This is a genomic window from Arenibacter sp. S6351L, assembly GCF_023016025.1.
In the GTDB taxonomy this organism is placed as follows: domain Bacteria; phylum Bacteroidota; class Bacteroidia; order Flavobacteriales; family Flavobacteriaceae; genus Arenibacter; species Arenibacter algicola_B.
Map to the genome: position 1 here is coordinate 356,708 of NZ_JALKBB010000001.1, position 24,003 is coordinate 380,710.

The 24,003-nt window shown below is 42.3% G+C and carries 16 protein-coding genes; 14 read left to right on the forward strand and 2 right to left on the reverse strand.

Features of this window, described 5'->3' with window-relative positions; all coding sequences use genetic code 11:
- Positions 1–6: 6 nt before the first annotated feature.
- The 14 genes from MWU82_RS01430 to MWU82_RS01495 all read left to right on the forward strand — a co-directional run bounded on the left by MWU82_RS01430 (position 7) and on the right by MWU82_RS01495 (position 21,239).
- Positions 7–2,250, forward strand: a complete 2,244-nt coding sequence (locus MWU82_RS01430) for an alpha-L-fucosidase (protein ID WP_247094966.1) — start codon at positions 7–9, stop codon at positions 2,248–2,250.
- Positions 2,251–2,284: 34 nt separating this feature from the next.
- Positions 2,285–4,636 (forward strand): PDZ domain-containing protein, encoded by a 2,352-nt coding sequence (locus MWU82_RS01435; RefSeq protein ID WP_247094967.1) that lies wholly within the window; start codon positions 2,285–2,287, stop codon positions 4,634–4,636.
- Between the two features lie 12 nt (positions 4,637–4,648).
- Entirely contained in the window at positions 4,649–6,232 is a 1,584-nt protein-coding gene (locus MWU82_RS01440; protein ID WP_247094968.1) for an arylsulfatase, read from the forward strand.
- Between the two features lie 99 nt (positions 6,233–6,331).
- Positions 6,332–7,192, forward strand: a complete 861-nt coding sequence (locus MWU82_RS01445) for a fumarylacetoacetate hydrolase family protein (RefSeq protein ID WP_247094969.1) — start codon at positions 6,332–6,334, stop codon at positions 7,190–7,192.
- Between the two features lie 30 nt (positions 7,193–7,222).
- Entirely contained in the window at positions 7,223–9,373 is a 2,151-nt protein-coding gene (locus MWU82_RS01450; RefSeq protein WP_247094970.1) for a TIM-barrel domain-containing protein, read from the forward strand.
- Positions 9,374–9,394: 21 nt separating this feature from the next.
- Positions 9,395–10,789 carry a sialate O-acetylesterase gene (locus MWU82_RS01455; RefSeq protein ID WP_247094971.1) on the forward strand — a complete coding sequence of 465 codons (1,395 nt, stop codon included), beginning with the start codon at positions 9,395–9,397 and terminating at the stop codon, positions 10,787–10,789.
- Between the two features lie 26 nt (positions 10,790–10,815).
- Entirely contained in the window at positions 10,816–12,156 is a 1,341-nt protein-coding gene (locus tag MWU82_RS01460) for an alpha-L-fucosidase (protein ID WP_247094972.1), read from the forward strand.
- 24 nt (positions 12,157–12,180) lie between these two features.
- Positions 12,181–13,740: a sulfatase gene (locus MWU82_RS01465; protein WP_247094973.1), complete on the forward strand. Its 1,560-nt coding sequence runs from the start codon at positions 12,181–12,183 to the stop codon at positions 13,738–13,740.
- 7 nt (positions 13,741–13,747) lie between these two features.
- A complete protein-coding gene (locus MWU82_RS01470; RefSeq protein WP_247094974.1) occupies positions 13,748–16,123 on the forward strand; it encodes an alpha-L-fucosidase in 2,376 nt (791 codons plus the stop codon).
- A 19-nt stretch (positions 16,124–16,142) separates the two neighbouring features.
- Positions 16,143–16,925, forward strand: a complete 783-nt coding sequence (locus MWU82_RS01475) for an SDR family oxidoreductase (protein WP_247094975.1) — start codon at positions 16,143–16,145, stop codon at positions 16,923–16,925.
- Between the two features lie 59 nt (positions 16,926–16,984).
- The gene (gene fucP / locus MWU82_RS01480; RefSeq protein ID WP_247094976.1) at positions 16,985–18,295 is read left to right on the forward strand and encodes an L-fucose:H+ symporter permease; all 1,311 of its coding nucleotides are present in this window, start codon (positions 16,985–16,987) and stop codon (positions 18,293–18,295) included.
- A gap of 60 nt (positions 18,296–18,355) precedes the next feature.
- The gene (locus tag MWU82_RS01485; RefSeq protein ID WP_215947815.1) at positions 18,356–18,685 is read left to right on the forward strand and encodes an L-rhamnose mutarotase; all 330 of its coding nucleotides are present in this window, start codon (positions 18,356–18,358) and stop codon (positions 18,683–18,685) included.
- Positions 18,686–18,723: 38 nt separating this feature from the next.
- Positions 18,724–19,983: a DUF6786 family protein gene (locus tag MWU82_RS01490; RefSeq protein ID WP_247094977.1), complete on the forward strand. Its 1,260-nt coding sequence runs from the start codon at positions 18,724–18,726 to the stop codon at positions 19,981–19,983.
- Positions 19,984–20,081: 98 nt separating this feature from the next.
- Positions 20,082–21,239: an alpha-hydroxy acid oxidase gene (locus MWU82_RS01495; protein WP_247094978.1), complete on the forward strand. Its 1,158-nt coding sequence runs from the start codon at positions 20,082–20,084 to the stop codon at positions 21,237–21,239.
- Between the two features lie 57 nt (positions 21,240–21,296).
- Here the strand turns inward: MWU82_RS01495 and MWU82_RS01500 are convergent, their stop codons facing one another.
- Both MWU82_RS01500 and MWU82_RS01505 read right to left on the reverse strand, forming a co-directional pair.
- A complete protein-coding gene (locus MWU82_RS01500) occupies positions 21,297–22,310 on the reverse strand; it encodes a LacI family DNA-binding transcriptional regulator (protein ID WP_215947818.1) in 1,014 nt (337 codons plus the stop codon).
- A 206-nt stretch (positions 22,311–22,516) separates the two neighbouring features.
- Positions 22,517–24,001: a sodium:solute symporter gene (locus MWU82_RS01505; RefSeq protein ID WP_247094979.1), complete on the reverse strand. Its 1,485-nt coding sequence runs from the start codon at positions 23,999–24,001 to the stop codon at positions 22,517–22,519.
- Positions 24,002–24,003: the final 2 nt, after the last annotated feature.

Below are 24,003 nucleotides of genomic sequence, written 5' to 3' on the forward strand. Positions count from 1 at the left end.
TTCTTAATGAATAAAATAGTTCAATTCGTAGCCATAATGTGTCTTTTGGCGGCTTGTTCCCAGAAATCGGAGCCAAATGCCTTGGTGATGCCGGTGTCGAATACCATTGAAGTCCAGGATACGGACAGTAAGGATTCCATTTTGCTTAAGGCGGCCCATGTGGTGCCTACAGCTAATCAGTATGAGGCGCTGCAAAACGAGTTTATAGCGTTCATTCATTTTGGCCCCAATACCTTTACCAGAATGGAGTGGGGAAATGGGATGGAAGATCCCAAAATATTCGACCTCCAGAATTTGGATACGGATCAATGGTGCAAGGCCATGAAGGATGCAGGTATGAAAATGGTGATATTTACCGCCAAGCACCACGATGGTTTTGTGTTATGGCAAAGCCGCTATACGGAACACGGGGTAATGTCCTCGCCATTTAAGGAAGGAAAGGGGGATGTTCTAAAGGAGTTGTCCGAATCCTGTAAAAAATATGGACTAAAATTAGGGGTGTACCTTTCCCCTGCAGATCTGTTCCAAATAGAAAACAAGGAAGGCCTTTATGGAAACTTAAGCGAGTATACGGAAAGAACCATTCCGAGACCGGTGGAAGGCAGACCATTTGAAAATAAGACTACATTCACTTTTAAAGTGGACGATTACAATGAATATTTTTTAAACCAGCTCTTTGAACTGCTTACCGAATACGGACCTATCCATGAAGTTTGGTTCGATGGTGCCCACCCTAAAAGAAAAGGCGGCCAGACCTACAACTATTTGGCATGGAAAGAATTGATAAGGGCTTTGGCGCCAAAGGCGGTAATCTTCGGAAAAGAGGATATTCGTTGGTGCGGTAATGAAGCTGGTAAAACCAGGGATACGGAATGGAATGTAATTCCCTATTTGGAAGACCCCGACCAGATGAACAGCTTTGCAGATTTGACCGAGGAATCCTTAGGAAGTAGGGAAGATCTTTATAAGGGCAAATTTCTTCATTACCAACAGGCGGAAACCAATACTTCTATCCGTGAGGGGTGGTTTTATAGGGATGACATTGATCAGAAAGTCCGAAGTACAGACGATGTATTCGATATTTATGAAAGATCCGTAGGGGGTAATTCTACTTTCCTTCTCAATATTCCACCTAATAGGGATGGTAAATTTTCACCTGCCGATGTCTCCGTATTGGAAGAGGTTGGTGCAAGGATCAACGAAACCTATGGTTCTAATTTGCTGTCCGGAGCTAACGGGCCTAAAGAGGTTTTGGATGATGACCTGTCTACTTTTAAATTGATGGGCCAGGGAGCTCAAGAGATGGTCATTGAAACCAATGTTCCGATTACTATAAACAGATTGGCCATTCAGGAAGCAATTAACACCCACAGTGAGCGTGTGGAAAAGCATGCTTTGGATGCTTGGGTAGACAATGCCTGGAAAGAAATTGCCACGGCCACCAATATAGGTTATAAGCGAATTTTACGTTTCCCGGAAGTTACTACCCAAAAATTGCGCATTAGAATCTTGGAATCCCGGTTTTATCCAGCTATTGCAAGCGTATCCGCCCATTATTATAAGGCAAGGCCACCACGGCTCAGTATTGAAAGATCGGTAGAAGGGGCAGTAACCATATCCCCCAAAAAGGACAGTTTTGGTTGGAAACCGCACGGAGAAGATGTAGCCGGAAACATAAATTCTGGTTACAACATTCGCTTTACTACCGATGGTAGCGAACCTACTGCGGCTTCAGAAATTTATCATCTGCCCTTTAATATTCCTTCGGGTGAGGTGAAGGCGGTATCAGAAGTAAATGGAAAATTGGGGAGTGTTGCCTCGCAGCTTTTCGGAATCGTAAAAAAGGATTGGAAGCCCCTAGGGGAAAATAGTATTAAGGGGGAACATTCTGCTTTAAACGCCTTCGATGGTGATCCCGAAACCTACTGGAGCTCCGTTGAAAAATCTGGGCCGCACTTCATCAATATAGATCTCGGGAAGGAATATACCGTGAGTGGATTCACATACACCCCCCAAACTTCTTCGTCCGAAGGGATGATAGAAAAGGGTGTTGTTAGGATAAGTGCAGATGGAAAAACCTGGAAAAATGTTGAAGATTTCCAGTTTGGAAACTTAATAAACGATCCAACCACTAGGACCCATATGTTCAAGTCCAAGATCAATGCCCGATATATTGGGATTGAATCTAAAGTGATTGCCGGAAACGGTAAAACCGCGGCCATTGCGGAATTGGATTTTTTATTGGATTAATAATTTGAATACGATTTCTTTTTAAATTTTTTTAATGAAACAAAAGGCCCTGTATTATTTTGTATTTGCCCTATCCTTGATCGGTTGCTCACCAACTGTATCCGATATTTATATTACTGCCAACAAGGAGGCTTATAAAAATGGGGAGCTGGTTTTTAGTACTATCAACGAAGGTTTAAACGCTGTAACCCAACTTAGAAAAGAGGGTAATAAAAATACCCTGGCCCTTCATATTATGGAAGGGGAACATAGAATAAACGCTCCTATAAGGATATCACCGGAACTTGGTCCTTTGAATTTGATAGGGGAAGGTGCAGGGAAGTCTGTTATTAAGGGATCCAAATTGCTCAACCCTAAATGGGAAAAGTACAATGACCATATTTGGATGGCACAATTGCAGAAGGAGGACAGTTTTGATCAGCTCTTCGTTAATGGAAATAAACAAATATTGGCACGTTACCCCAATTACGATGAGAATGGTGGACACTGGCAGGGTCATGCCGAAGATGCCATTTCCCCGGAGAGGATAAAGACTTGGGGCAATCCTGCAGGAGTCATAGTGCATGCTATGCATAGGGGAGAGTGGGGCGGATTTCATTATGTTTCCACAGGGGTAGATGAAAATGGCGAGCTTATATTGTCAGGGGGGTATCAGAATAATCGTCCCTCACAAATGCATGCCAAGTACCGTATGGTAGAAAATGTATTCGAAGAATTGGATGCTCCTGGGGAGTGGTTCTTGGATGGGGACCATAAATTATATTATTGGCCTATAGAGGGGACGGACATTGGTAATGTTTTGGTAGAAGGGGTCCAACAAAAACATTTGGTAGAAATAGTGGGCTCTGAGGAGAATCCAGTTAGGGATATAGAAATAAGCGGAATTAGATTTGAACATGCCCAGCGTACTTTTATGGAAGAATATGAGCCATTGCTAAGAAGCGATTGGACCATTTACAGAGGGGCTGCCCTTTTTCTTGAAGGGACACAAAACGTGAAAATTAGAAATTGCGAACTGACCAATTTGGGAGGTAATGCTCTTTTGGCAAGTAACTACAATAGGGAGCTGCGCATTGCGGAAAATCATATACATGATGTAGGGGCGTCAGGTATCAGTTTTGTGGGTAGTCCAGAAGCTGTGAGGTCGCCTTCGTTTCAATATGAAGAATTTGTTCCTTTGGCGGAAATGGATACCGTTTCCGGACCAAAATCAAACAAATATCCAAGCAATTCCATAGCAGAGAACAATCTAATTTATCGCATAGGAAGGGTAGAAAAGCAAACGGCTGGGGTACAGATTGCCATGGCCATGGATATTACAGTAAGTCACAACAGTATATACGACGTTCCAAGGGCCGGGATTAATATTGGAGATGGCACTTGGGGCGGACATATAATTGAATACAATGATGTTTTTAATACCGTCTTGGAATCTGGAGATCATGGGGCTTTTAATTCTTGGGGAAGGGACCGATTTTGGCACCCCAAACGTGAAACTTTGAATGAAATAGTGGCCGCCAACCCGGAAATGCCCAAGTGGGATGCCATTCATACTACGGTAATCAGAAATAATAGGTTTCGTTGTGATCATGGCTGGGATATAGATCTGGACGACGGATCTTCCAATTACCACATTTACAACAATGTATGTTTAAATGGTGGTATTAAATTGCGCGAAGGATTTTATCGCACCGTGGAAAACAACATTATGATAAATAACGGCTTCCATCCACATGTATGGTTCAAGAACAGTGGAGATGTTTTTAAGCACAATATTGTTTTCACTGAGCACAAGGATATACGATTACAGGCTTGGGGCAAGGAAGTGGATTATAACCTCTTTCCAGATGAGGCAACCTTGAAGCAAACCCAAAAAAAAGGGGTGGATAATAACAGCATTTTCGGCGATGCATTATTTGTTGATGCAAAATTGGGGAACTATAAGGTTAAAGAGGAATCGCCTGCATTTAAAATAGGATTTAAAAACATAGATATGGATAGCTTTGGGGTTACCAATATTGAGCTTAAGTCCTTGGCCAAAACCCCTACGATTCCTACTATGTTTTTTGGCGATAGCGGTGAAAAGGATGCAGTGGTCCAATGGTTGGGGTCACAGATCAAAAGTATTACTACAATGGCCGAGAGGTCGGCTTCAGGCCTAAACAAGACAGCAGGGGTCCTTGTGTTGGCCATAGAACCGCAGACTGTTATTGGTGAATCCCCACTAGAGATAGGAGATGTTATTATATCCGCCGAAGGCGATGAAATAAATACGGTGGCAGATTTAATGAAAACTTACCAAAATAATAATTGGAAAGGGAAATTGAATCTAACTATATTTAGGAATCAAAAAGAAAAGCAGCTATCATTGACCACTAAAAAGTAAGGAAAAAGAATTATGAAGGGTTGGTATAAGTATTTTATTGTAGCAGTATTGATCGGTGGAACTATCTATGGTCTTAATGTTAAAACAACCAGTATAGAGGAAAAGCGGCCTAATATTATTTATGTTTTGGCCGATGATCTGGGATATGGTGATATTGCCATCTATAATCCAGAAGGTAAAATAAAAACGCCCAATCTGGATGCTATGGGATCCGCAGGAATGATTTTTACGGATGCACATACCTCCTCTGCTGTCTGTACCCCTACGCGATATGGAATTATTACCGGAAGGTATAATTGGAGAAGTCCCTTAAAAAGTTCAGTGCTTACAGGGAATTCCAAGGCATTGATTCCTAGAAACAGAACTACCGTAGCCTCCTTGCTCAAAAAAGAGGGCTACGAAACCGCATTTATTGGCAAATGGCATTTAGGGTGGGACTGGGCCCTTAAGAATCCCGGTTTGGAATCTGGTGAAGGTTGGAATCCAGAGGATTTTGATAATATAGATTTTTCCAAGGAGGTTAAGAATTCGCCAAAAACCCTTGGTTTTAAATACTCTTATGGGCATTGTGGCTCATTGGATATGGCGCCATATGTGTACGTGGAAAACGGTATGCCCACCATGGTCCCGGATAGCGTTACCGAAAGTAAGACTAAATATGGTTGGTGGCGCAAGGGGCCTACCGCCCGGGATTTTGATTTTGATGATGTTACGCCGAACTTTTTTAGAAAATCCTTCGGTTATATCAAAGAAAAAGCAAAAGGAAAGTCACCATTCTTTTTGTATTTGGCATTGCCTTCACCCCATACGCCCATTTTGCCAACAGAGGAATGGAAGGGAAAAAGTGATCTAAACCCTTACGGGGATTTTATGATGATGATAGATGCCTATATGGGACAGTTGACCGAGGTGATAAGACAAGCAGGAATTGAAGACAATACCATGGTGATCTTTACAAGCGACAATGGCTGTTCCCCTGCTGCCAAGATCGATGAAATGTTGGCCAAAGGGCATAGTCCCAACGGCATTTTAAGAGGCCATAAGGCAGATATTTTTGAAGGGGGACATCGAGTGCCTTTTATGGTGAAATGGCCCGCCAAAATTAAGCCGGATTCCAAATCGGACAAGACCATATGTACCACAGATTTGTTGGCTACCTGTGCAGATATAGTGGATGTTGAATTGGAAGATGACGAAGGGGAGGATAGTTTTTCGTTTTTACCGCTGTTGACCAATCCCGCGTCCAAAGATTATCTTAGGGAGGCTACCGTGCATCATTCCATTAACGGGAGTTTTGCTATAAGAAAGGATAATTGGAAAATGATTTTTTGCCCAGGGTCGGGTGGGTGGAGTGATCCCAAACCTAATTCGGAAGGGATAGGGGAGCTCCCAAAATTTCAGCTGTACGACCTAAGTAAGGATCCGCGGGAAGAGAATAATGTTTACGGTCAGTTTCATGAAGTGGAAAGTGCCCTGACCAGACTAATGGTCACCTATATTGAAAATGGAAGAAGTAGGGTCGGGGAAAAGCAAAAGAACGACGCTGAAGGATACGGTACTAAGGATTGGAAACAATTGGAGGTATTTTATAATTGATTTTAAAATTTGAAAATTCCTCAATTTGAATGTTTATTTTCAGAAATGAGTAAGGAGAAACAAAAATTATATTAATAGTAATTCAATAAATAGAAACAAATGAAACTAATAAGATTTGGAGAAGTAGGAAAGGAAAAACCGGGAGTGCAATTGGAAAATGGTACCCGATTGGACGTATCGGCCTTTGGAAGGGATTACAACGAGGATTTCTTTGGGACGGATGGCTTGGCCCAGCTAAAAGATTGGTTGGCAAAAAATGAAAGCAGTTGTCCTAAAGTGGACAATGGTGTACGTTTGGGCGCACCGTTGGTGAGACCATCAAAAATTGTTTGTGTAGGTCTTAATTATGCCAAGCATGCTGCAGAAAGTGGCATGGCTGTGCCTAAGGAGCCAGTATTGTTCTTTAAGGCTACCTCTGCAATCGTTGGTCCTAACGATGACGTGATTATTCCAAAAGGAAGCGAAAAAACAGATTGGGAAGTGGAGCTTGCCGTAGTTATTGGCAAAAAGGCATCTTATGTGTCGGAAGCTAACGCTTTGGATCATGTTGCCGGATATGTGTTGCACAACGACTACAGTGAGAGAGCCTTTCAAATAGAACGTGAAGGACAATGGGTTAAAGGAAAAAGTTGTGACACTTTTGCTCCTGTAGGACCTTTTATTGCCACCAAAGACGAAATTAAAGACCCTAATAATTTACACTTGTGGTTAAAATTAAATGGGGTAACGGTTCAGGATAGTTCAACTTCCGATTTTATTTTTAATGTGCAAGAGGTGGTGAGCTATATCAGTCAGTTTATGACTCTATTGCCAGGGGATATTATTTCTACTGGGACACCTTTTGGAGTGGGACTAGGTTTCAACCCCCCTAAATATTTAAAGGCTGGGGATGTAGTAGAATTGGGAATTGAGGGACTTGGAAGTTCCAAGCAAACGGCTAAGACCTATAGCGGGAAATAAGAACCACTTAAACCAACCAATCCAACCGGCATGATTTCCAAATTCCATTTCATCGTTTTATGCGCGCTGCTTTCCGTGTGCCCTCAGGTTAATGGGCAAGAATTGAAGTGGACCGAGATTGAAAATGGAATTTGGAAAGCCAGTGTTGGGGAGCCAGAGGATATAAGCTTGCTTAAGGCTGCGGATATACGGCCCAAGGTTAAGGCACTTGACAAACTGCCCGCCGCCGATTTTCCTTTTCCGGAATATAGGATCAAAACAAAAATAGTTGATGGAAAGACTTATTTGCAATTTCCTTTGAGCAGGGAGGAGCAGATTTATGGCTTGGGACTCAATTTTAAAACAGTACACCAGAGAGGCCGCATCATGCAATTGCATGTGGACCACTATGGAGGAAGGGACGATGGGCGTACACATGCCCCAGTTCCTTTTTATGTGTCTTCCAAAGGGTATGGCGTGTTGATAGACGCGGCCAGATATATTACCGTGTATGCCGGGACTGGTATTAGGGTAGATGCCGACGACAAACCGGTTTTGAGGGACAGGAACACTGATCCCCAATGGCAGGCGCAACCTTATTCCGATGCCGTGGAAATTTTGGTACCGGCAAAGGGAACCGATGTTTATGTATATGGAGGTTCTACCCCCATGGAGGCTGTACAACGCTATAATTTATATAACGGAGGTGGTTATATACCCCCAAAATGGGGCCTTGGATTTACCCAAAGGGTACCTACGCTTTACAGTCAGTATGATATTGCCCAAGAAGCCCAAGAGTTTGAAGATCACGATTTTCCTTTAGATTTTATTGGAGTGGAGCCAGGCTGGCACAGTATGGCCTATCCCTGTACTTTTGAATGGGACAGGACAAGATTCCCAGATCCAAAAAAGTTCAATAATGAATTATTGGCAGATGGGATTAGAACAAATTTATGGTTGAATCCCTATGTGTCCCCGGTAAGTTCCTTATATCCGAAATTAAAAAATCTTTCCGCTTCACATACGGTGTGGAATGGAATTGTTCCGGATTTGATGCTTCCCGAAACCCGGGATATTTTTAAGGAACACTTTGTTCAAAATCATTTGGATCTTGGGGTCAGCGGTTATAAAATAGATGAGGTGGATGGTTTTGATTTTTGGATTTGGCCAGATGTAGCTACATTTCCCTCAGGGTATAGTGGGGAGCAAATGCGACAGGTCTATGGTCTACTAATCCAGGACATGACCGCCAAATGGTTCAAGGAAAGGAATCAGAGAACTTATGGTTTGGTAAGGGCTTCCAATGCTGGAGCCAGTGCTATGCCCTATGTAATATATAACGATTATTACAGTCATAAAGATTTTATAACGGCCCTGGTCAATAGCAGTTTTATTGGGGTGCTATGGACGCCGGAGGTAAGGGCCTCCAAGACGGCCGAGGAGTGGTTAAGGAGAATGCAATCTGTTTGCTTTTCACCAATGGCCATGCTCAATGCCTGGGCGGACGGTACCAAGCCTTGGTCATTCCCTGAAGTGGAAGAGGCGGTAAGGGATGTGGCCAATTTAAGGATGCAACTATTGCCTTATATTTATTCTACTTTTTCCCAATATTATTTTGAAGGTTTACCACCCTTTAGGGCCATGAATTTGGTGGAGGGCTTTTCCTATGACCAGAAGGTAGCCGAAGGGGAATTGGATTCTACGGAAAATCCCTATAAAGTAGCCATTAAAAGTGAGATAAAGGATCAATACATGATGGGCGATAATATTTTGGTGGCCCCCATGTTTGAAGGGGAAAAGGAGAGAAAGGTAATCCTGCCAAAAGGAAAATGGTTCGATTTCTACGATGGCAATTTCGTAGGTGAAAATGAAGTGATTACAGTTGCTCCCGGTTTGGAAAAAATTCCATTGTTTGTAAGGGATGGTGGAATAATTCCTATGCGACCGGTTCAAAGACAGGCTCCAAAATTGGGCGAGAAAGTAGATTTGATTATCCGTCACTATGGGACCAAGGAAGGGGAGTATACCCTCTACGATGACGACGGACTAAGTTTCGATTTTGAAAAGGGACAATTTACCAATGTAGAAATACAAGTCAAAAAGGACCGGAAAGGAAAACTTGTAGGCACAATAGGTAGCCCTGAAAAAGGGAAACCATATAGCTATAACAAAAAGGTGACCTGGGAATTTAAAACCAAATAATATCTACCTAAGAACTGAAATATGAAAAAACTATTAGGATTATTGCTCTTGCTTTTTGTCTCCAATACCTATGGGGAAATTTGGCTTCCTTCCATTCTTTCGGATAATATGGTACTCCAACAAGAGTCGAACGTTACTATATGGGGATGGACAACGGCTACCAGCGAAGAGATAACGGTTTATGGCACTTGGAATAATGAAAAAGTGACCACCAAGGCTTTTCAAGGGGTTTGGTCCTTACAATTGCCTACCCCGAAAGCAGGGGGCATCTATAGCGTTATGGTGGAAGGCCACGAGAAATTGGAGTTGAAGAATGTGCTAATAGGAGAAGTTTGGTTGGGTTCTGGACAAAGCAATATGCAATGGACTCCAAAACATGGTTTGGACAATGCGGAAGAAGAAATAAAAAACGCCAATTACCCTGAAATACGCTTTTTTCAGGTAGCACAGCAAATATCGGACAATCCCCAGGACCAACTAAAGGGTAAATGGGAGGTTTGCACCCCTGAAACTATGGAGAAGTTTAGTTCTGTAGCTTATTTTTTTGGTAGGGAATTGCATCAAAAATTGGGTGTTCCTGTTGGTGTTATCAACTCCAGCTGGGGAGGCACGCCAGTGGAAGTTTGGTTGAAAAAAGAATTGATTACGGAGGATACTGAATTGAAAAAAGCCGCAGAAAAACTGAACGAGGTTGCCTGGTGGCCAAGTAATCCGGGCTTGGCCTACAATGCCATGATACACCCCATTACTAAATTCAATATAGCAGGTTGTATTTGGTACCAAGGGGAATCCAATAGGGTAAATCCTGTTTCCTATTACAAATCCTTTCCCTTGATGATAAAGTCCTGGAGGGAGGAATGGGACAAGGACCTACCCTTTTATTTCGTACAGTTAGCCCCTTATAAATATGACGACCCTATGGATACGGATGCGGCACATGTAAGGGATGCGCAATTGTATACAATGCAAAATTTGGATAATACGGGTATGGTGGTTACCAATGATATTGGAAATTTAGAAAACATACACCCCACAAACAAGCAGGACGTAGGACACCGTTTGGCGCTTTGGGCCTTGGGTAAAACCTATGGGAAGGATGGCCTGGAATATTCGGGTCCTGTTTACAGGTCCATGGAAATTAAGGGAAAAAAAATAGTCCTTCATTTTGATCATGCCGATAAGGGATTAATGAAAAAAGGAAAGGACCTACGGGAATTTATTATTGCCGGGGAAGACGGGGTGTTTTATGCCGCTAAGGCCAAAATTAGAGAGAATACGGTAGAAGTATCCTCTTCAAAAGTAAAAAAACCAGCGGCGGTCCGATTTGCTTTTACCAATGGGGCATTGCCCAATCTTTTTAATTCAGAGGGTTTACCTGCCTCCGCTTTTAGAACGGATAATTGGGAGTTGAAATAAATTATATTAGTTACTGATAAGATTACATGAAAAAACTATTTACCTCTATTTTACTTTTGGCCATCACGGTGAATTTTGCCCAAGAACAGGTCATGGATACCGTTTTGCAGAACGAGCAAAAGATGCAATGGTTCAAGGACGCCAAACTAGGAATTTTTATCCACTGGGGCTTGTATTCCGTAAATGGGATCGATGAATCCTGGTCGTTCTATAATGGCTATATTTCCCATGAAAATTATATAAAGCAAACCAAGGGGTTCACCGCTAAAAAATACGACCCAAAAGCTTGGGCTGATTTAATAAAGCGCAGTGGCGCCAAGTATTCGGTAATCACTTCCAAACATCACGAAGGTTTTGCCCTTTGGGACACTAAGTTTGGAGATTTTAACGTCATTAAGAGCTCGGCTGCAAAAAAAGATGTGTTAACGCCCTTTGTTTCCGAACTCCGAAATAATAATTTAAAAGTGGGCATTTATTATTCCTTGCCAGATTGGTCATACCATGATTACACCCACTTTACAAGAGATTCCATTAGATATAAAATCTCCGAAGAACCCAAACGATGGAACAAGTTCCTAAAATATTATCAAGGGCAATTGAAGGAGCTCTCCGATAATTATAATCCCGACCTATATTGGTTTGATGGGGATTGGGAACACAACTCCGAGGAATGGGAAGTGCCCAAGGTACGGCAAATGCTTTTTGATAGGAATCCCAATACCATTTTAAATTCCAGACTGCGGGAGCAAGGCGACTACGCCACTCCAGAACAAGGTATGCCCATTACAAGGCCAAAGAACAAATTTTGGGAACTATGCCTTACCATGAACGACTCCTGGGGTTTTCAAAAAAACGATCACAACTATAAAACTACGGACCAGATTATTGGAATTTTTGCTGATGTAATCGGTAATGGAGGAAATATGCTATTGGACATAGGTCCCAAAGGCGATGGAAGTATTCCTGAGGAACAGGTCGCCATATTGGAAGGTTTGGGGCGATGGACCAACAAGCATAAAGAGGCTATCTACGGCACACGTTCCGGGATTCCCAAAGAACATTTTTATGGTCCTACTACCTTATCCAAAGACGGGAACATTCTTTATTTGTTCGTTAAAGGCAATTCGAATGGTGAGGTAGTTATACGTGGACTTAAAAATAGGATCAACCGTATTTATGTAGTGGGCGAGGGGACCAAGTTGTCTCATCAGGTTATTGGTAAGGTCTATTGGAGCCATTACCCAGGGATAAATTATATAAAGTTGCCAGAACATGTTCTGGATGAAAATATGACCGTTATTGCCGTTTTGCTGGATGGTAAGGTAGATCTATATCGCGAAGATGGTGCTGTGATAGAAAGTAATTAAGCCATTGTTAGAAAAAGTATACAGATGAAAGGATATGTATTGTGGTGTTTAAGTGTTGGTATTCTAGCATTGGGCTGTAAGGAGAAAGCGATTCCTAAAAGCGTTGATGTACCCGCCACCCCCAATATTGTACTTTTTTTCGTGGATGATATGGGCTGGCAGGACACTTCAGTTCCATTTTGGAGTGAAAGAACGCAGTATAATGATCTTTACCAAACCCCAAATATGGAGCGCTTGGCAAAAGAGGGTATGAAATTTACACAGGCTTACGCCACCGCAGTATGTTCACCGACCAGGGTAAGTCTTATGACAGGGATGAATGCCGCCAGACATAGGGTAACCAACTGGACCCTTTACAAGGATAAGTTGCAACCGATGGAAACCAACCACAAAACCCTTCAATTTCCCGAATGGAACGTAAATGGGTTAAGCCCGGTTGCAGGGGTAGAAAAGGCGGTACATGCTACTCCCTTGCCGCAGGTATTGAAGGAAGCGGGGTACTATACCATACATTCCGGAAAAGCACATTTGGGTGCCATCGGAACCCCAGGCGAAGATCCTTTGAAATTAGGTTTTGAAATAAATATAGCAGGCCATGCTGCCGGAGCTCCTGGAAGTTATTTGGGTACCGAAAATTTTGGGAATGGTCAGGAAGGAAGGAAAGTATGGGCTGTTCCTGGACTGGAAAAGTATCATGGCAAGGACATATTTTTGACCGAGGCCATAACCCAAGAGGCAAAATTGGCCATGGATTCCGCTTTGGAAAAAAACAGACCCTTCTTTCTGTACATGGCACATTATGCGGTACATACACCCATTATGCCCGATAGCAGATTTGTACAGAAATATTATGACAAAGGGCTGGATTCCACAGAGGCCAAATACGCTGCTTTGGTAGAAGGAATGGACAAGAGTTTGGGCGACATTATGGATTATCTGGATGATAAAAAGATTTCGGACAATACTATTATCCTTTTCATGTCGGACAATGGTGGACTAAGTGCTGTGGCCAGGGGCGGGGAAAAACACACCCATAACAAACCCTTGAGCAGCGGGAAGGGCTCGGCCCATGAAGGGGGGATTAGAGAGCCAATGTTGGTAAAATGGCCAGGGAAAATTAAACCTAATTCGGTAACCGATCAACAAGTTATTATCGAAGATTTCTACCCGTCCATTTTGGAAATGGCAGGGGTTAAAAACTATACAACTGTGCAGCAGGTAGACGGAATTAGTTTTGTTCCTGTAGTTTCAGGAAATACCGCTACTGCTAACCGTCCCTTATTTTGGCATTATCCCAATGAATGGGGACCGTCGGGTCCCGGAATAGGGGCTTCCAGCAGTACCCGAGTGGGAGACTGGAAATTTATTTATTACTATAAGGACGGTACCATGGAGTTGTTCAATATCAAGGAGGATATTGGTGAAACCAAAAATTTGGTAAAAGAGCAGCCGGCAAAAGCACGGGAGTTGGCAAAGATATTATCGAATTACTTAAGGAAAGTGGAGGCCCAAATACCCTCACAAAAAGATACCGGGGAGCAGATTGCCTTTCCGGATGAGGTTTTAAATACCTCCAATAGGTAAAAGGAATATGAAGCTAAGATTGTTTGTACTTTGTTGTTTTGGTCTTGTTTTGGGTTTTGCCCAAAATGGGGAAGACGACCTATACCTATACGATAATTTTAAAGCAGTGTCCCAAGAGAATGTTTTTAAAACAGAAGGATATTACAATTGGGGAAGTTCTATAATCAAGGAAAGGGATGGAAAATACCATCTGTTTTATTCCCGCTGGAAAAAAGAATACGGTTTTAATGGGTGGCTTACCCATTCGGAAATTGCACACGCCACAAGTAAAAGTCCGGCCGGACCATGGAAATATAAGGAGACTGTGCTCCGCGGCAGTGGTCAAGGTAATTGGGATGCCATTACGGCGCATAACCCAAAAATCAAAAGTTTTGAGGGAAAATATTATTTGTACTATATAGCTACCAATATGGGTGGCAAGGATTATACCGATGAGGAATTGATTGAAACCGCAAAAACGGGTTATACGCACCCCAATTGGAAGATTTTACGGCCCAGCCAGCGTACTGGGGTGGCGGTATCAAATTCGCTTAATGGACCTTGGTCAAGGTTGGACAAACCTCTTGTGGAACCCTCTGGAGCAATTACTACACTTACCGTTAATCCGGCTATTGATAGAGGTAAGGATGGCAAGTATTATTTAATTGTAAAAGGCGATAAGCCCAACGAAAAGAAATTTATTAGGAACCAAGCGGTGGGGGTTTCGGAACATCCCGATGGCCCCTTTGAGATTCAGGAGAAACCGGTAATAGATTACATGGATACCGAAGATATGTCTATTTGGTACGATGAAAATCGGGATAGGTTCTATGGCGTTTTCCATGCGCATAATTATATTGGCCTGGTAACTTCGGAAAATGGGACCGATTGGGAAAAGGCCAATGAGTTTGTTCTTAAGAATAAAGAAATTTTATTGGAAGATGGAACTGTCATCTTCCCGGATAGAATGGAACGTCCGTTTATTTATCACGAGAACGGTCAGCCAAAAGTGTTGTCCGTAGCGGTAAAGAAAGGGGATGAATCCTACACTGTCTTTATACCCATAATCAAAAATGAATTCCCGGTGCCCAACAAAAGGCAATTGGCATGGCAGAAGGCAGAACTGGGTGTAGTATTTCATTATGACCTTCATGTGTTCGATGGGGTAAAATATGGGCAGGGAAACAATAGAATCGACCCAGTAGAAGACTATCAAATTTTTAATCCTGAAAAATTGGATACAGATCAATGGGTAAAGGCAGCCAAGGATGCCGGTGCCAAGTTTGCCATTTTAACGGCTACCCATGAGACGGGGTTTGCCTTGTTTCAATCAAAGGTAAATCCATACAGTGTAAAGGCTCTAAATTGGAAAGATGGGAAAGGGGATGTAGTGGCAGATTTTGTAGCCTCATGCCGAAAGTATGGAATAAAACCGGGCATCTATCTTGGGATCAGGTGGAATTCATTTTTGGGGGTGCACGACTTCAAAGTAAATGGTGAGGGCGATTTCAAGAAGAATCGACAGGAATGGTATAATAGGATGGTTGAGGGAATGGTAAAGGAAATTTGTACCAATTATGGGGAGTTGTTCCAAATTTGGTTCGATGGTGGTGCCGATCATCCAAAAAATGGTGCGCCGGATGTTTTGCCTATTGTAAGGCAGTACCAACCCAATTGTTTGTTCTATCACAACGGGCAATTGGCAGAAGCTCGGTGGGGCGGTTCGGAATCCGGCACGGTTGCGTATCCCAATTGGTCTACCTTTCCTTATAGGGCCACAGGAGCAGGGGAAAGCGCCAAAAGGAATATAGTGGACAACAACTTTCAATTGCTGAAAGAAGGGGATGCCAAGGGTAAGTATTGGGTTCCTGCAATGGCAGATGCTCCTTTAAGGGGGTATAACGGCCGACACGAATGGTTTTGGGAACCAGGGGATGAGGCCCACATATTTCCTTTGGAAAAATTAATGGATATGTACTATAAATCCGTTGGAAGAAACGCCACTTTAATAATAGGCCTTACTCCAGATCCGGAGGGACTCCTGCCCGAACCAGATGTGCAAAGGTTGAAGGAGTGGGGAGATGAGATAAAAAGGAGATTTTCCAATCCCTTGGCAAGTACAAATGGGAAGGGGAGATTATTGGAGTTAAGATTGAAGGAACCCGTGGAAGTAAACCATGTAATACTTCAGGAGGATATTGTAAAAGGAGAAAGAATAAGAAAGTATCGAATTGAAGGTTACTCAGGAGGTCACTGGATTAATTTGGCCAATGGGGAGAGCATTGGAAATAAAAGAATTGAGAAATTTGATACTGTAAAATTAAGTAGATTACGAATAAAAATTATAGATTCGGACGGTTTAGGGCATATTAAGGATTTTAGTGCCTATTTCGTTGCAGAATAAGGACTTTAAATAAAGAAAAATGGATTTACAACTCAAGGATAAAGTAATTATAGTTACTGGAGGTTCCAAAGGAATCGGTCATGGAATAAGCGTACTATTGGCAGCTGAAGGCGCAATCCCGGTCATTATTGGAAGGGATAGAAAAAGTATGCTGGAGGTGGTTGCGGATATCGAAAGAAGTGGAGGAAAAGCCTCTTTTGCCACGGCAGAACTAACCGATCCGGTACAATGTAGACAGGCCGTTGAAAGCACCGTTGAAAAGTTTGGTAAGATCGATGGTGTCGTTAATAATGCAGGAATCAATGATGGTGTTGGCCTGGAGAATGGGAATTATGAAGATTTCTTGAGGTCTATTAACCGTAACCTTACCCATTACTATTTAATGGCCCATTATGCGTTGCCAGAATTAAAGAAAACCCAGGGAGCCATTGTTAATATAGGTTCCAAGACCTCCGTGACCGGGCAGGGTGGAACATCGGGCTATGCCGCGGCCAATGGAGGGCGCAATGCCATTACCCGGGAATGGGCCGTGGAATTACTTCCATATAATATAAGGGTCAATGCAGTTATTGTGGCTGAATGCTATACTCCATTATACGATCGATGGATCAAGACCTTTGATAATCCCGAAGAAAAATTAAAGACTATAACAGATAAGATTCCACTGGGACAAAGAATGACTACGGCTGAGGAAATTGCAAGTACAGTAGCCTTTTTGCTTTCCAATAGATCTAGTCACACCACTGGGCAATTACTCTTTGTAGATGGCGGATATACCCATTTGGACCGATCAATTTCATAAATATCTAAATAAATAGTTTAAACCAATAAATCAGTAAAAAAATAATAATCAACAATCCAATGAAAGACCAAAGACCACCTGTAGTATCTAAAAAGGTACTTATTCCCTTTATTTTAATTACCTCCTTATTTGCCCTTTGGGGTTTTGCGAATGCAGTTACCGATCCCATGGTACAAGCCTTTAAAAAAGTATTGGAACTTTCCAATTCCCAAGCTGCTTGGGTGCAGATGGCGTTTTATGGGGGATACTTCTGTATGGCGCTTCCCGCCGCACTTTTTGTGCGTAAATACTCCTATAAAGTGGGGGTGTTAATTGGGTTGGCCTTGTACGCAGGAGGTGCTTTATTATTTTACCCCGCTGCCATAACGGAACAATTTTGGTTCTTTTGCTTGGGACTCTACGTGCTTACCTTTGGGTTGGCATTTTTGGAAACCACTGCCAATCCCTATATTTTGGCTATGGGCGCACCCGAAACGGCTACCCAGCGTTTAAATTTGGCACAGGCCTTTAATCCAGTGGGGTTGTTGTTGGGTCTATTGGTGGCACAGCAATTTGTACTAAAAAAATTACAGTCGGACGATATTGCGGATTATTCTTCTTTGGAGGAGGCACAAAAGGCCTTGATCAGGACTACGGATCTAATGGTAATTCGCGATCCTTATGTTATTCTGGGCTTGGTGATTCTAGCTGTTTTTGTCCTGATTGTTATTAGTAAAATGCCACAGGCCAAGGATGAAGGTGGTATTCCAAGTTTGGGGGATACTTTTAACGGTTTGTTCAAGAACAAAAAATATGTGCTAGGTGTTGTGGCCCAAATATTTTACGTTGGTGCCCAGATCATGTGTTGGACTTATATTTATCAATATGCCGAAGCCATAGGGATCTCCAGTGAGGATGCTGCCAATTACCAGTTTGCGGCCTTCATCCTTTTCTTGGTGGGTAGGGCCATTGGTACCTATATGCTAAGATTTATGAGCCCTGGAAAACTGTTGATGTACTTTGCCGTTTTTGCAACACTGTGCTGTGTTGGCACCATTTATATTGAAGGTATAATAGGGTTGTACTGCTTGGTGGGGATTACCTTTTTTATGTCCCTTATGTTCCCTACCATCTACGGAATTGCACTGAACGGACTTAATGAGGAGGAATCCAAGATTGGTGCAGCAGGTCTTGTGATGGCAATTGTAGGCGGAGCCCTTATGCCAAAGCTTCAGGGAATGATTATTGATGCTGGGGGCAATGCCGTTAACGACATACAGATTATGGGCGCTACCGAGGTGAATTTTTCCTTCATCCTTCCTGCGCTTTGTTTTGTGTATATCGCCTGGTACGGGTTACGTGTATTTAAAAAGTATGAATTGCAAGCCTAAGGAACCGGATTGGTCTCTTGGGCGGCATTTAATAAAAATAAACCAAAAAATTTTAAAGTAATGAAAAGATATTGTTTGGCATTGGATCTTAAGGACGATCCCGAGTTGATTAAGGCCTATGATGATTACCATAAGGAAGTTTGGCCAGAGATCCTTCAAAGTCTTAGGGAGTCCGGTATACAGGATATGGAAATCTATAGGGTGAGGAACCGTATGTTTATGATCATTGATGCGGATGACAATTTTTCCTTTGAAAAAAAGGCAAAGATTGATGCCAAGTATCCAGAAAATGAGAAGTGGGAGGAATTGATGTGGAAATACCAACAGGCACTACCATTTGCAAAACCCGGGGAAAAATGGATGCAGATGGAAAAGGTTTTTCAATTATAAAAACTAAAAAGCAAAGGCAAAAGCTAAATGATACCAGCATGGAAAGTATTGCTAATTTTTATGGATTTAGAAGTGTACTAAGATTAATAGTACTTTGTGCTTTCCTGTGTTCTTTGGGTTGTAAAACTAAAAATGAGCAGAGCGCAAATGCTGTTGGGGTAGAAAAGGAGGGTTATGCAAAAGGTTCTTTTGGGTATGACAGGGAGTTTTTGTCCAAGCACTATAAAGACTTGGTAGTTCTGGAAAATGGGGAGTCGAGCATCTTGATTTCTCCGGAACTTCAGGGACGGGTTATGACGAGTACAGCCTCTGGCGACGAGGGGAAAAGCTTTGGGTGGATCAATCATGATCTTATTGCATCGGGAGAAAAAAAGGAACATTTTAATCCCACAGGTGGTGAAGAGCGTTTTTGGTTGGGACCTGAAGGAGGACAGTATTCCCTCTACTTTGAAAAGGATGCCAAGTTTGAGTTGGACAATTGGTACGTTCCCAAGGAATTGGATACCGAAGCCTTTAATTTGGTAAGAAGCAGGAAAGATAAGGCCTTCTTTGAAAGGGAAATGAAATTGGTGAATTATACCGGAACTACCTTCGATTTACGCGTGCAAAGGAATATTACTCTTTTGGACAAGGAAGATGCCGCTGAAATTCTCGGGCTCAATATTCCTGAAACTCTAAAAATGGTAGGATTTGCCTCAGAAAACAACTTGACCAATATAGGACCGGAAGATTGGGATAAGAAAACAGGCCTAATGTCTATTTGGATATTGAGCATGTTCAATTCCTCCGACCAAACCACCATAATTGTACCATTTAAAAAAGGGGATGAGGATATTTTGGGCAAGAAGGTAACGGACGATTATTTTGGGAAGATTCCTAGCGAGCGTTTACAGGTCCAGGATAGTGTCCTGTTTTTCAAGGCAGACGGAAAAGAGCGGGGTAAAATAGGAATTTCCCCCCAAAGGGCACTTCCGGTGATAGGGAGTTTCGATGCCAAGAACAGGGTACTTACCATTGCCATGTTTAGTCTGCCCGAAGGTGCTACGGATTACGTTAATTCACTATGGGAGTTGCAGGAGTTTCCCTTATCGGGTGATGCCGTAAATGCATATAACGATGGTGGTGGGTTAGGTCCATTCTATGAATTGGAAAGTTCATCCCCGGCAATGGATCTAAAATCCAACGAAAGCAGCAGCCATATCCATCAGACTTTTCATTTCGTGGGAGACGAAGGTGAACTGGACAAACTGGCCAAAGGAATATTGGGGGTGTCCATTAGAGAATTATCCAATGAGTAGTAAATAAAAATATTTTCTCCCTTCAAATTTTGCAATAATAATTTGGGAGAGGGAAAGCAAAAGAGAAATATTCAAGAACAATTGCAGATTAAAATGCCATGGAGAAAAAAAAAGAAATAAAGATCAACAGCAAATATCCATCCGTTGTTGATTTACGGAACAAAGCCCAAAAAAGGATTCCCAAGTTCGCTTTCGAGTACTTGGATGGGGGCTGTAATGAAGATGTAAATTTACATAAGAATACTGCTGAAATTAGGGATATAGAGTTATTGCCCTATTACCTTAGCAAGCATACGGGGTCCAGTATGAAGACCGAATTGTTCGGACATGTGTATGATGCCCCTTTTGGAATAGCCCCAGTAGGTCTCCAAGGATTAATGTGGCCCAATGCCCCGGAAATATTGGCTAAATCGGCCTTTGAGCATAATATTCCGTTTATTTTAAGTACGGTGACCACCAGTAGTATAGAACGCATTAGCGAGATTACCGAGGGCAGGGCCTGGTTTCAACTTTATCATCCTACAGAAGATGCTGTTAGGGATGATATTATTAAAAGGGCCGAGGCCGCGGAGTGTCCGGTACTGGTTATTTTATGCGATGTGCCAACCTTCGGTTTCCGTCCAAGGGATGTGCGCAACGGACTGGCCATGCCTCCAAAAATGTCGGTAAAGAATATACTTCAGGTACTTGGTAAGCCAAGTTGGGCATTTAATACTTTAAAATATGGACAGCCCAATTTCGAAACCCTTAGGCCTTATATGCCAAAAGGCTTGGATTTGGCACAATTGGGGAAATTCATGGACCAGACCTTTTCAGGTAGGTTGAATGAGGAGAAGATAAAACCTATAAGGGATATGTGGAAGGGTAAATTGGTGATCAAGGGGGTTGCCAACGAGGCCGATGCGGAAAGCGCCATTAAACTTGGTTTGGATGGTATTATAGTTTCCAATCACGGCGGTAGGCAATTGGATGCCGGCGAATCTACCATAAAGCCTTTAACAAGAATAGCTGCAAAATATGGCGACCAAATAAAGGTGATGATGGACAGTGGCCTTAGAGGTGGTCCGGATATTGCCAGGACCATGGCCAGTGGTGCGGAGTTTACTTTTATGGGGCGCTCCTTTATGTACGGGGTAGCGGCATTGGGCGCCAAAGGTGGGGATCATACCATTTCACTTTTAAAAACTGAATTACAACAGGTAATGGAACAGATTTGCTGTGAGGATGTAAAGGACTTCCCAAATCACCTTATTTAGTAATTCTTTTTCTTGAGAAATATTACAGGCTAGTAGGCATTGGGGCCCTAAAGGATTTTAGGGTTCCAATGAACTGCTTTCCAATCTGGTATCAAAAGATATCTGTTGCAGCTCTTGGGTAGGTTCCTGAATCTGTTCTATAAGGATACGCAATGCTTTTTGTCCTATTTCCTTTATAGGTTGATGGAGATAGGGGATAGGGTCTTCCAAGAAATTATATGACGAATTTTGGTCGAATACCACCACATCTACCTTTTTAAGTATCTTCCTGTCCAAGCCCAACATTTGGGTCAATCCTTCTTCGGCCAGGGTGTTGGTATGAAAGTAGATGGCATCAACTCCGGCATCCTGTACCAACTCTTTAACCACCCTCTTCATATCCGCTTTTAGGGACCTGTGATTAATTTTTTTTATCAATTCGGTATCAACGGGCAACCCGGCCTGTTTAAGAGCTTCTACGTAGCCCTGATGTCTTTCTTTGTAGTGGTGCAAGGTTGAATTGTAAAGTACGGCCCCTATTTTTTTGTTTCCCTTTCCCAGCAAATAGTTGGTGGCCTGCATAGAGGCCTTAAAGTTGTCTACGGTGACGTAATTGGTGGTAAGGTCATTGAAGAATCTATCTATCAATACAAAAGGAATTCCTGCTTTGGCCAGATCGGCAATTATATCTCTGGAACCTTCGGGTGCTGCAATGATAAAACCATCTACCTGTCTCATTTTAAGGAAATCCAAAACCTTGTTGAATTTTTCTACCTTTTCGTCCGAAGATCCAAATATCACTGTATAGTCTTGGGAAAAAGCTTCATCCTCTATAGTCCTCGCCAGATTGGAGAAGAAGGGGTTGGAAATATCGGCCACAATAACTCCTATGGACCTTGTTTTATTGGTCTTAAGGCTTCTCGCGTTCCAATTGGGATGATAATTCAATTCCTTGGCCACCTCCCTTATTCTTTTGGCGGTCTTTTCGGAAACCCTGTTCTCCTTACCTTTATTGCTCAATACATATGAAACCAGAGGTATGGAAACACCCACAATTTTTGCAATATCCTTTAGTGATGTTTTAGGTTTCATGTGCCTCTTTGGTTAAAGTTGCCCGATGGGCGCCAATCTTGTTTGTAATATATTGTTAATAAGTAAGTTATAGGTACGGGGGCAAATATTTTCAAAAGGACAAAATTACGAAATTCATACTAAATAGAAATATTGGCCTTTATTTTGTGATTAAAGACAAAATTCCATTCTTGTACCCTTTCCATCCAATGAAACTACCACCTTATTTAATTCTCATAGATTTCATCGGTCTTTTTATTGAATATGGATATTAGGAAGCCCACTAAGAATATGGCCGCAGTCCCAAATACAATAGTCAAATAGGTGTGAAAGGAAGCACCTAGGGAATCCTCACCGAAAAGGGTGCCTGACAGGCTCATCCAAACAATGACCAAAATACCCACCAATACCCCGATAAGGGCTCCTTTTACATTTTTAGTTTTGGAGAATAGTCCCAAAAGTAGCAGTCCCAACATGCCGCCACTAAAAATGGAGGAGAGTTTCCACCATGCGTCAAGGGCACTTTTTACGTTTATCATGGCTATGGCGATAACGATTCCTATTACGCTAATGATAGCCGATGAAATATAAAGTACGCGCATTCCCTCTTTGTCCGATGCCGTCTTTTTAAAATATTTATTGTAATAATCCGTAAGAAAAACGGTGGCTGAACTATTAAAACTTGTTGATATGGTGCTCATTCCTGCCGCAAAAATGGAGGCTATCATTAGTCCGGTTATTCCTGCAGGCAGGGCATTCACTATAAAATAAGGGAATACGCTATCGCTTTTATTTATATCCTGCAACTCTACCGGTAAGGTGGCCGCTGAATGGTAATAGGCAAAAAGCGAGGTGCCAATAAAAAGAAATATAGCAGAAATGGGCAGGTAGATCAATCCTCCTATCAATGCAGATTTTTGAGCTTCCTTATCAGATTTGGAGGCCATATAGCGCTGAACATAATTCTGGTCTATACCATAATTCTGCAAATTGATGAATACACCGTAGACCAAGACTACCCAGAAAGTAGGTTCGGTGAGGCTAAGACTGAAACTTCCAAGTCCAAATTTATCATTCTCTGCAGCAATGTCGAAAACCTGTCCAGGACCTTCGGGCATATTAAAGAGAATAAAGCCAACGCAGACTAGGGCACCAACAATTAGAATTATGCCCTGAATGGCGTCTGTCCATAATACCGCGGTAATTCCGCCCAACATGGAGTAGATGGATACTACCAAACCGGTAAAAATAATGATGGTGACCATATCCCAACCAACAATGGCGTTCAAGGTAAGGGCCAAAAGGTAGAGTATGGTTCCGATACGCATTAACTGGGTTAATAAGTAACAAAGAGACACATAGATTCTAGCCCATGCGCCAAAACGTTGTTCCATATAGGTATATGCAGAAGGACTATTGATCTTTCTGTAGAGGGGAACAAAATATTTTACGGCTATCAAGGAGGCAATGGGAAGGGAGAGGCTAAACGCCAGGGCATTCCAATTGGATTGATAGGCATTCCCCGGCAGGGCAAGGTAACTTATGCTACTCACAAAGGTTGCAAAAATGGACATGGTAACTACCCAGCCTGGGATATCGTTGTTGCCCATGGTGTAGGAAGAGGAAGTTCTACTCTTTTTAAAAAATGAGCCTCCGAAAAGGGCTATTCCACCTATGTAAATAAAGAATACGATTAAATCTAAACTGTTCATTA

Coding starts and splice junctions, on each gene's coding strand:
- MWU82_RS01430 (WP_247094966.1), top strand. CDS start 7: ATGAATAAAATAGTTCAATTCGTAGCCATAATGTGTCTTTTGGCGGCT.
- MWU82_RS01435 (WP_247094967.1), top strand. CDS start 2,285: ATGAAACAAAAGGCCCTGTATTATTTTGTATTTGCCCTATCCTTGATC.
- MWU82_RS01440 (WP_247094968.1), top strand. CDS start 4,649: ATGAAGGGTTGGTATAAGTATTTTATTGTAGCAGTATTGATCGGTGGA.
- MWU82_RS01445 (WP_247094969.1), top strand. CDS start 6,332: ATGAAACTAATAAGATTTGGAGAAGTAGGAAAGGAAAAACCGGGAGTG.
- MWU82_RS01450 (WP_247094970.1), top strand. CDS start 7,223: ATGATTTCCAAATTCCATTTCATCGTTTTATGCGCGCTGCTTTCCGTG.
- MWU82_RS01455 (WP_247094971.1), top strand. CDS start 9,395: ATGAAAAAACTATTAGGATTATTGCTCTTGCTTTTTGTCTCCAATACC.
- MWU82_RS01460 (WP_247094972.1), top strand. CDS start 10,816: ATGAAAAAACTATTTACCTCTATTTTACTTTTGGCCATCACGGTGAAT.
- MWU82_RS01465 (WP_247094973.1), top strand. CDS start 12,181: ATGAAAGGATATGTATTGTGGTGTTTAAGTGTTGGTATTCTAGCATTG.
- MWU82_RS01470 (WP_247094974.1), top strand. CDS start 13,748: ATGAAGCTAAGATTGTTTGTACTTTGTTGTTTTGGTCTTGTTTTGGGT.
- MWU82_RS01475 (WP_247094975.1), top strand. CDS start 16,143: ATGGATTTACAACTCAAGGATAAAGTAATTATAGTTACTGGAGGTTCC.
- fucP (WP_247094976.1), top strand. CDS start 16,985: ATGAAAGACCAAAGACCACCTGTAGTATCTAAAAAGGTACTTATTCCC.
- MWU82_RS01485 (WP_215947815.1), top strand. CDS start 18,356: ATGAAAAGATATTGTTTGGCATTGGATCTTAAGGACGATCCCGAGTTG.
- MWU82_RS01490 (WP_247094977.1), top strand. CDS start 18,724: ATGGAAAGTATTGCTAATTTTTATGGATTTAGAAGTGTACTAAGATTA.
- MWU82_RS01495 (WP_247094978.1), top strand. CDS start 20,082: ATGGAGAAAAAAAAAGAAATAAAGATCAACAGCAAATATCCATCCGTT.
- MWU82_RS01500 (WP_215947818.1), bottom strand. CDS start 22,310: ATGAAACCTAAAACATCACTAAAGGATATTGCAAAAATTGTGGGTGTT.
- MWU82_RS01505 (WP_247094979.1), bottom strand. CDS start 24,001: ATGAACAGTTTAGATTTAATCGTATTCTTTATTTACATAGGTGGAATA.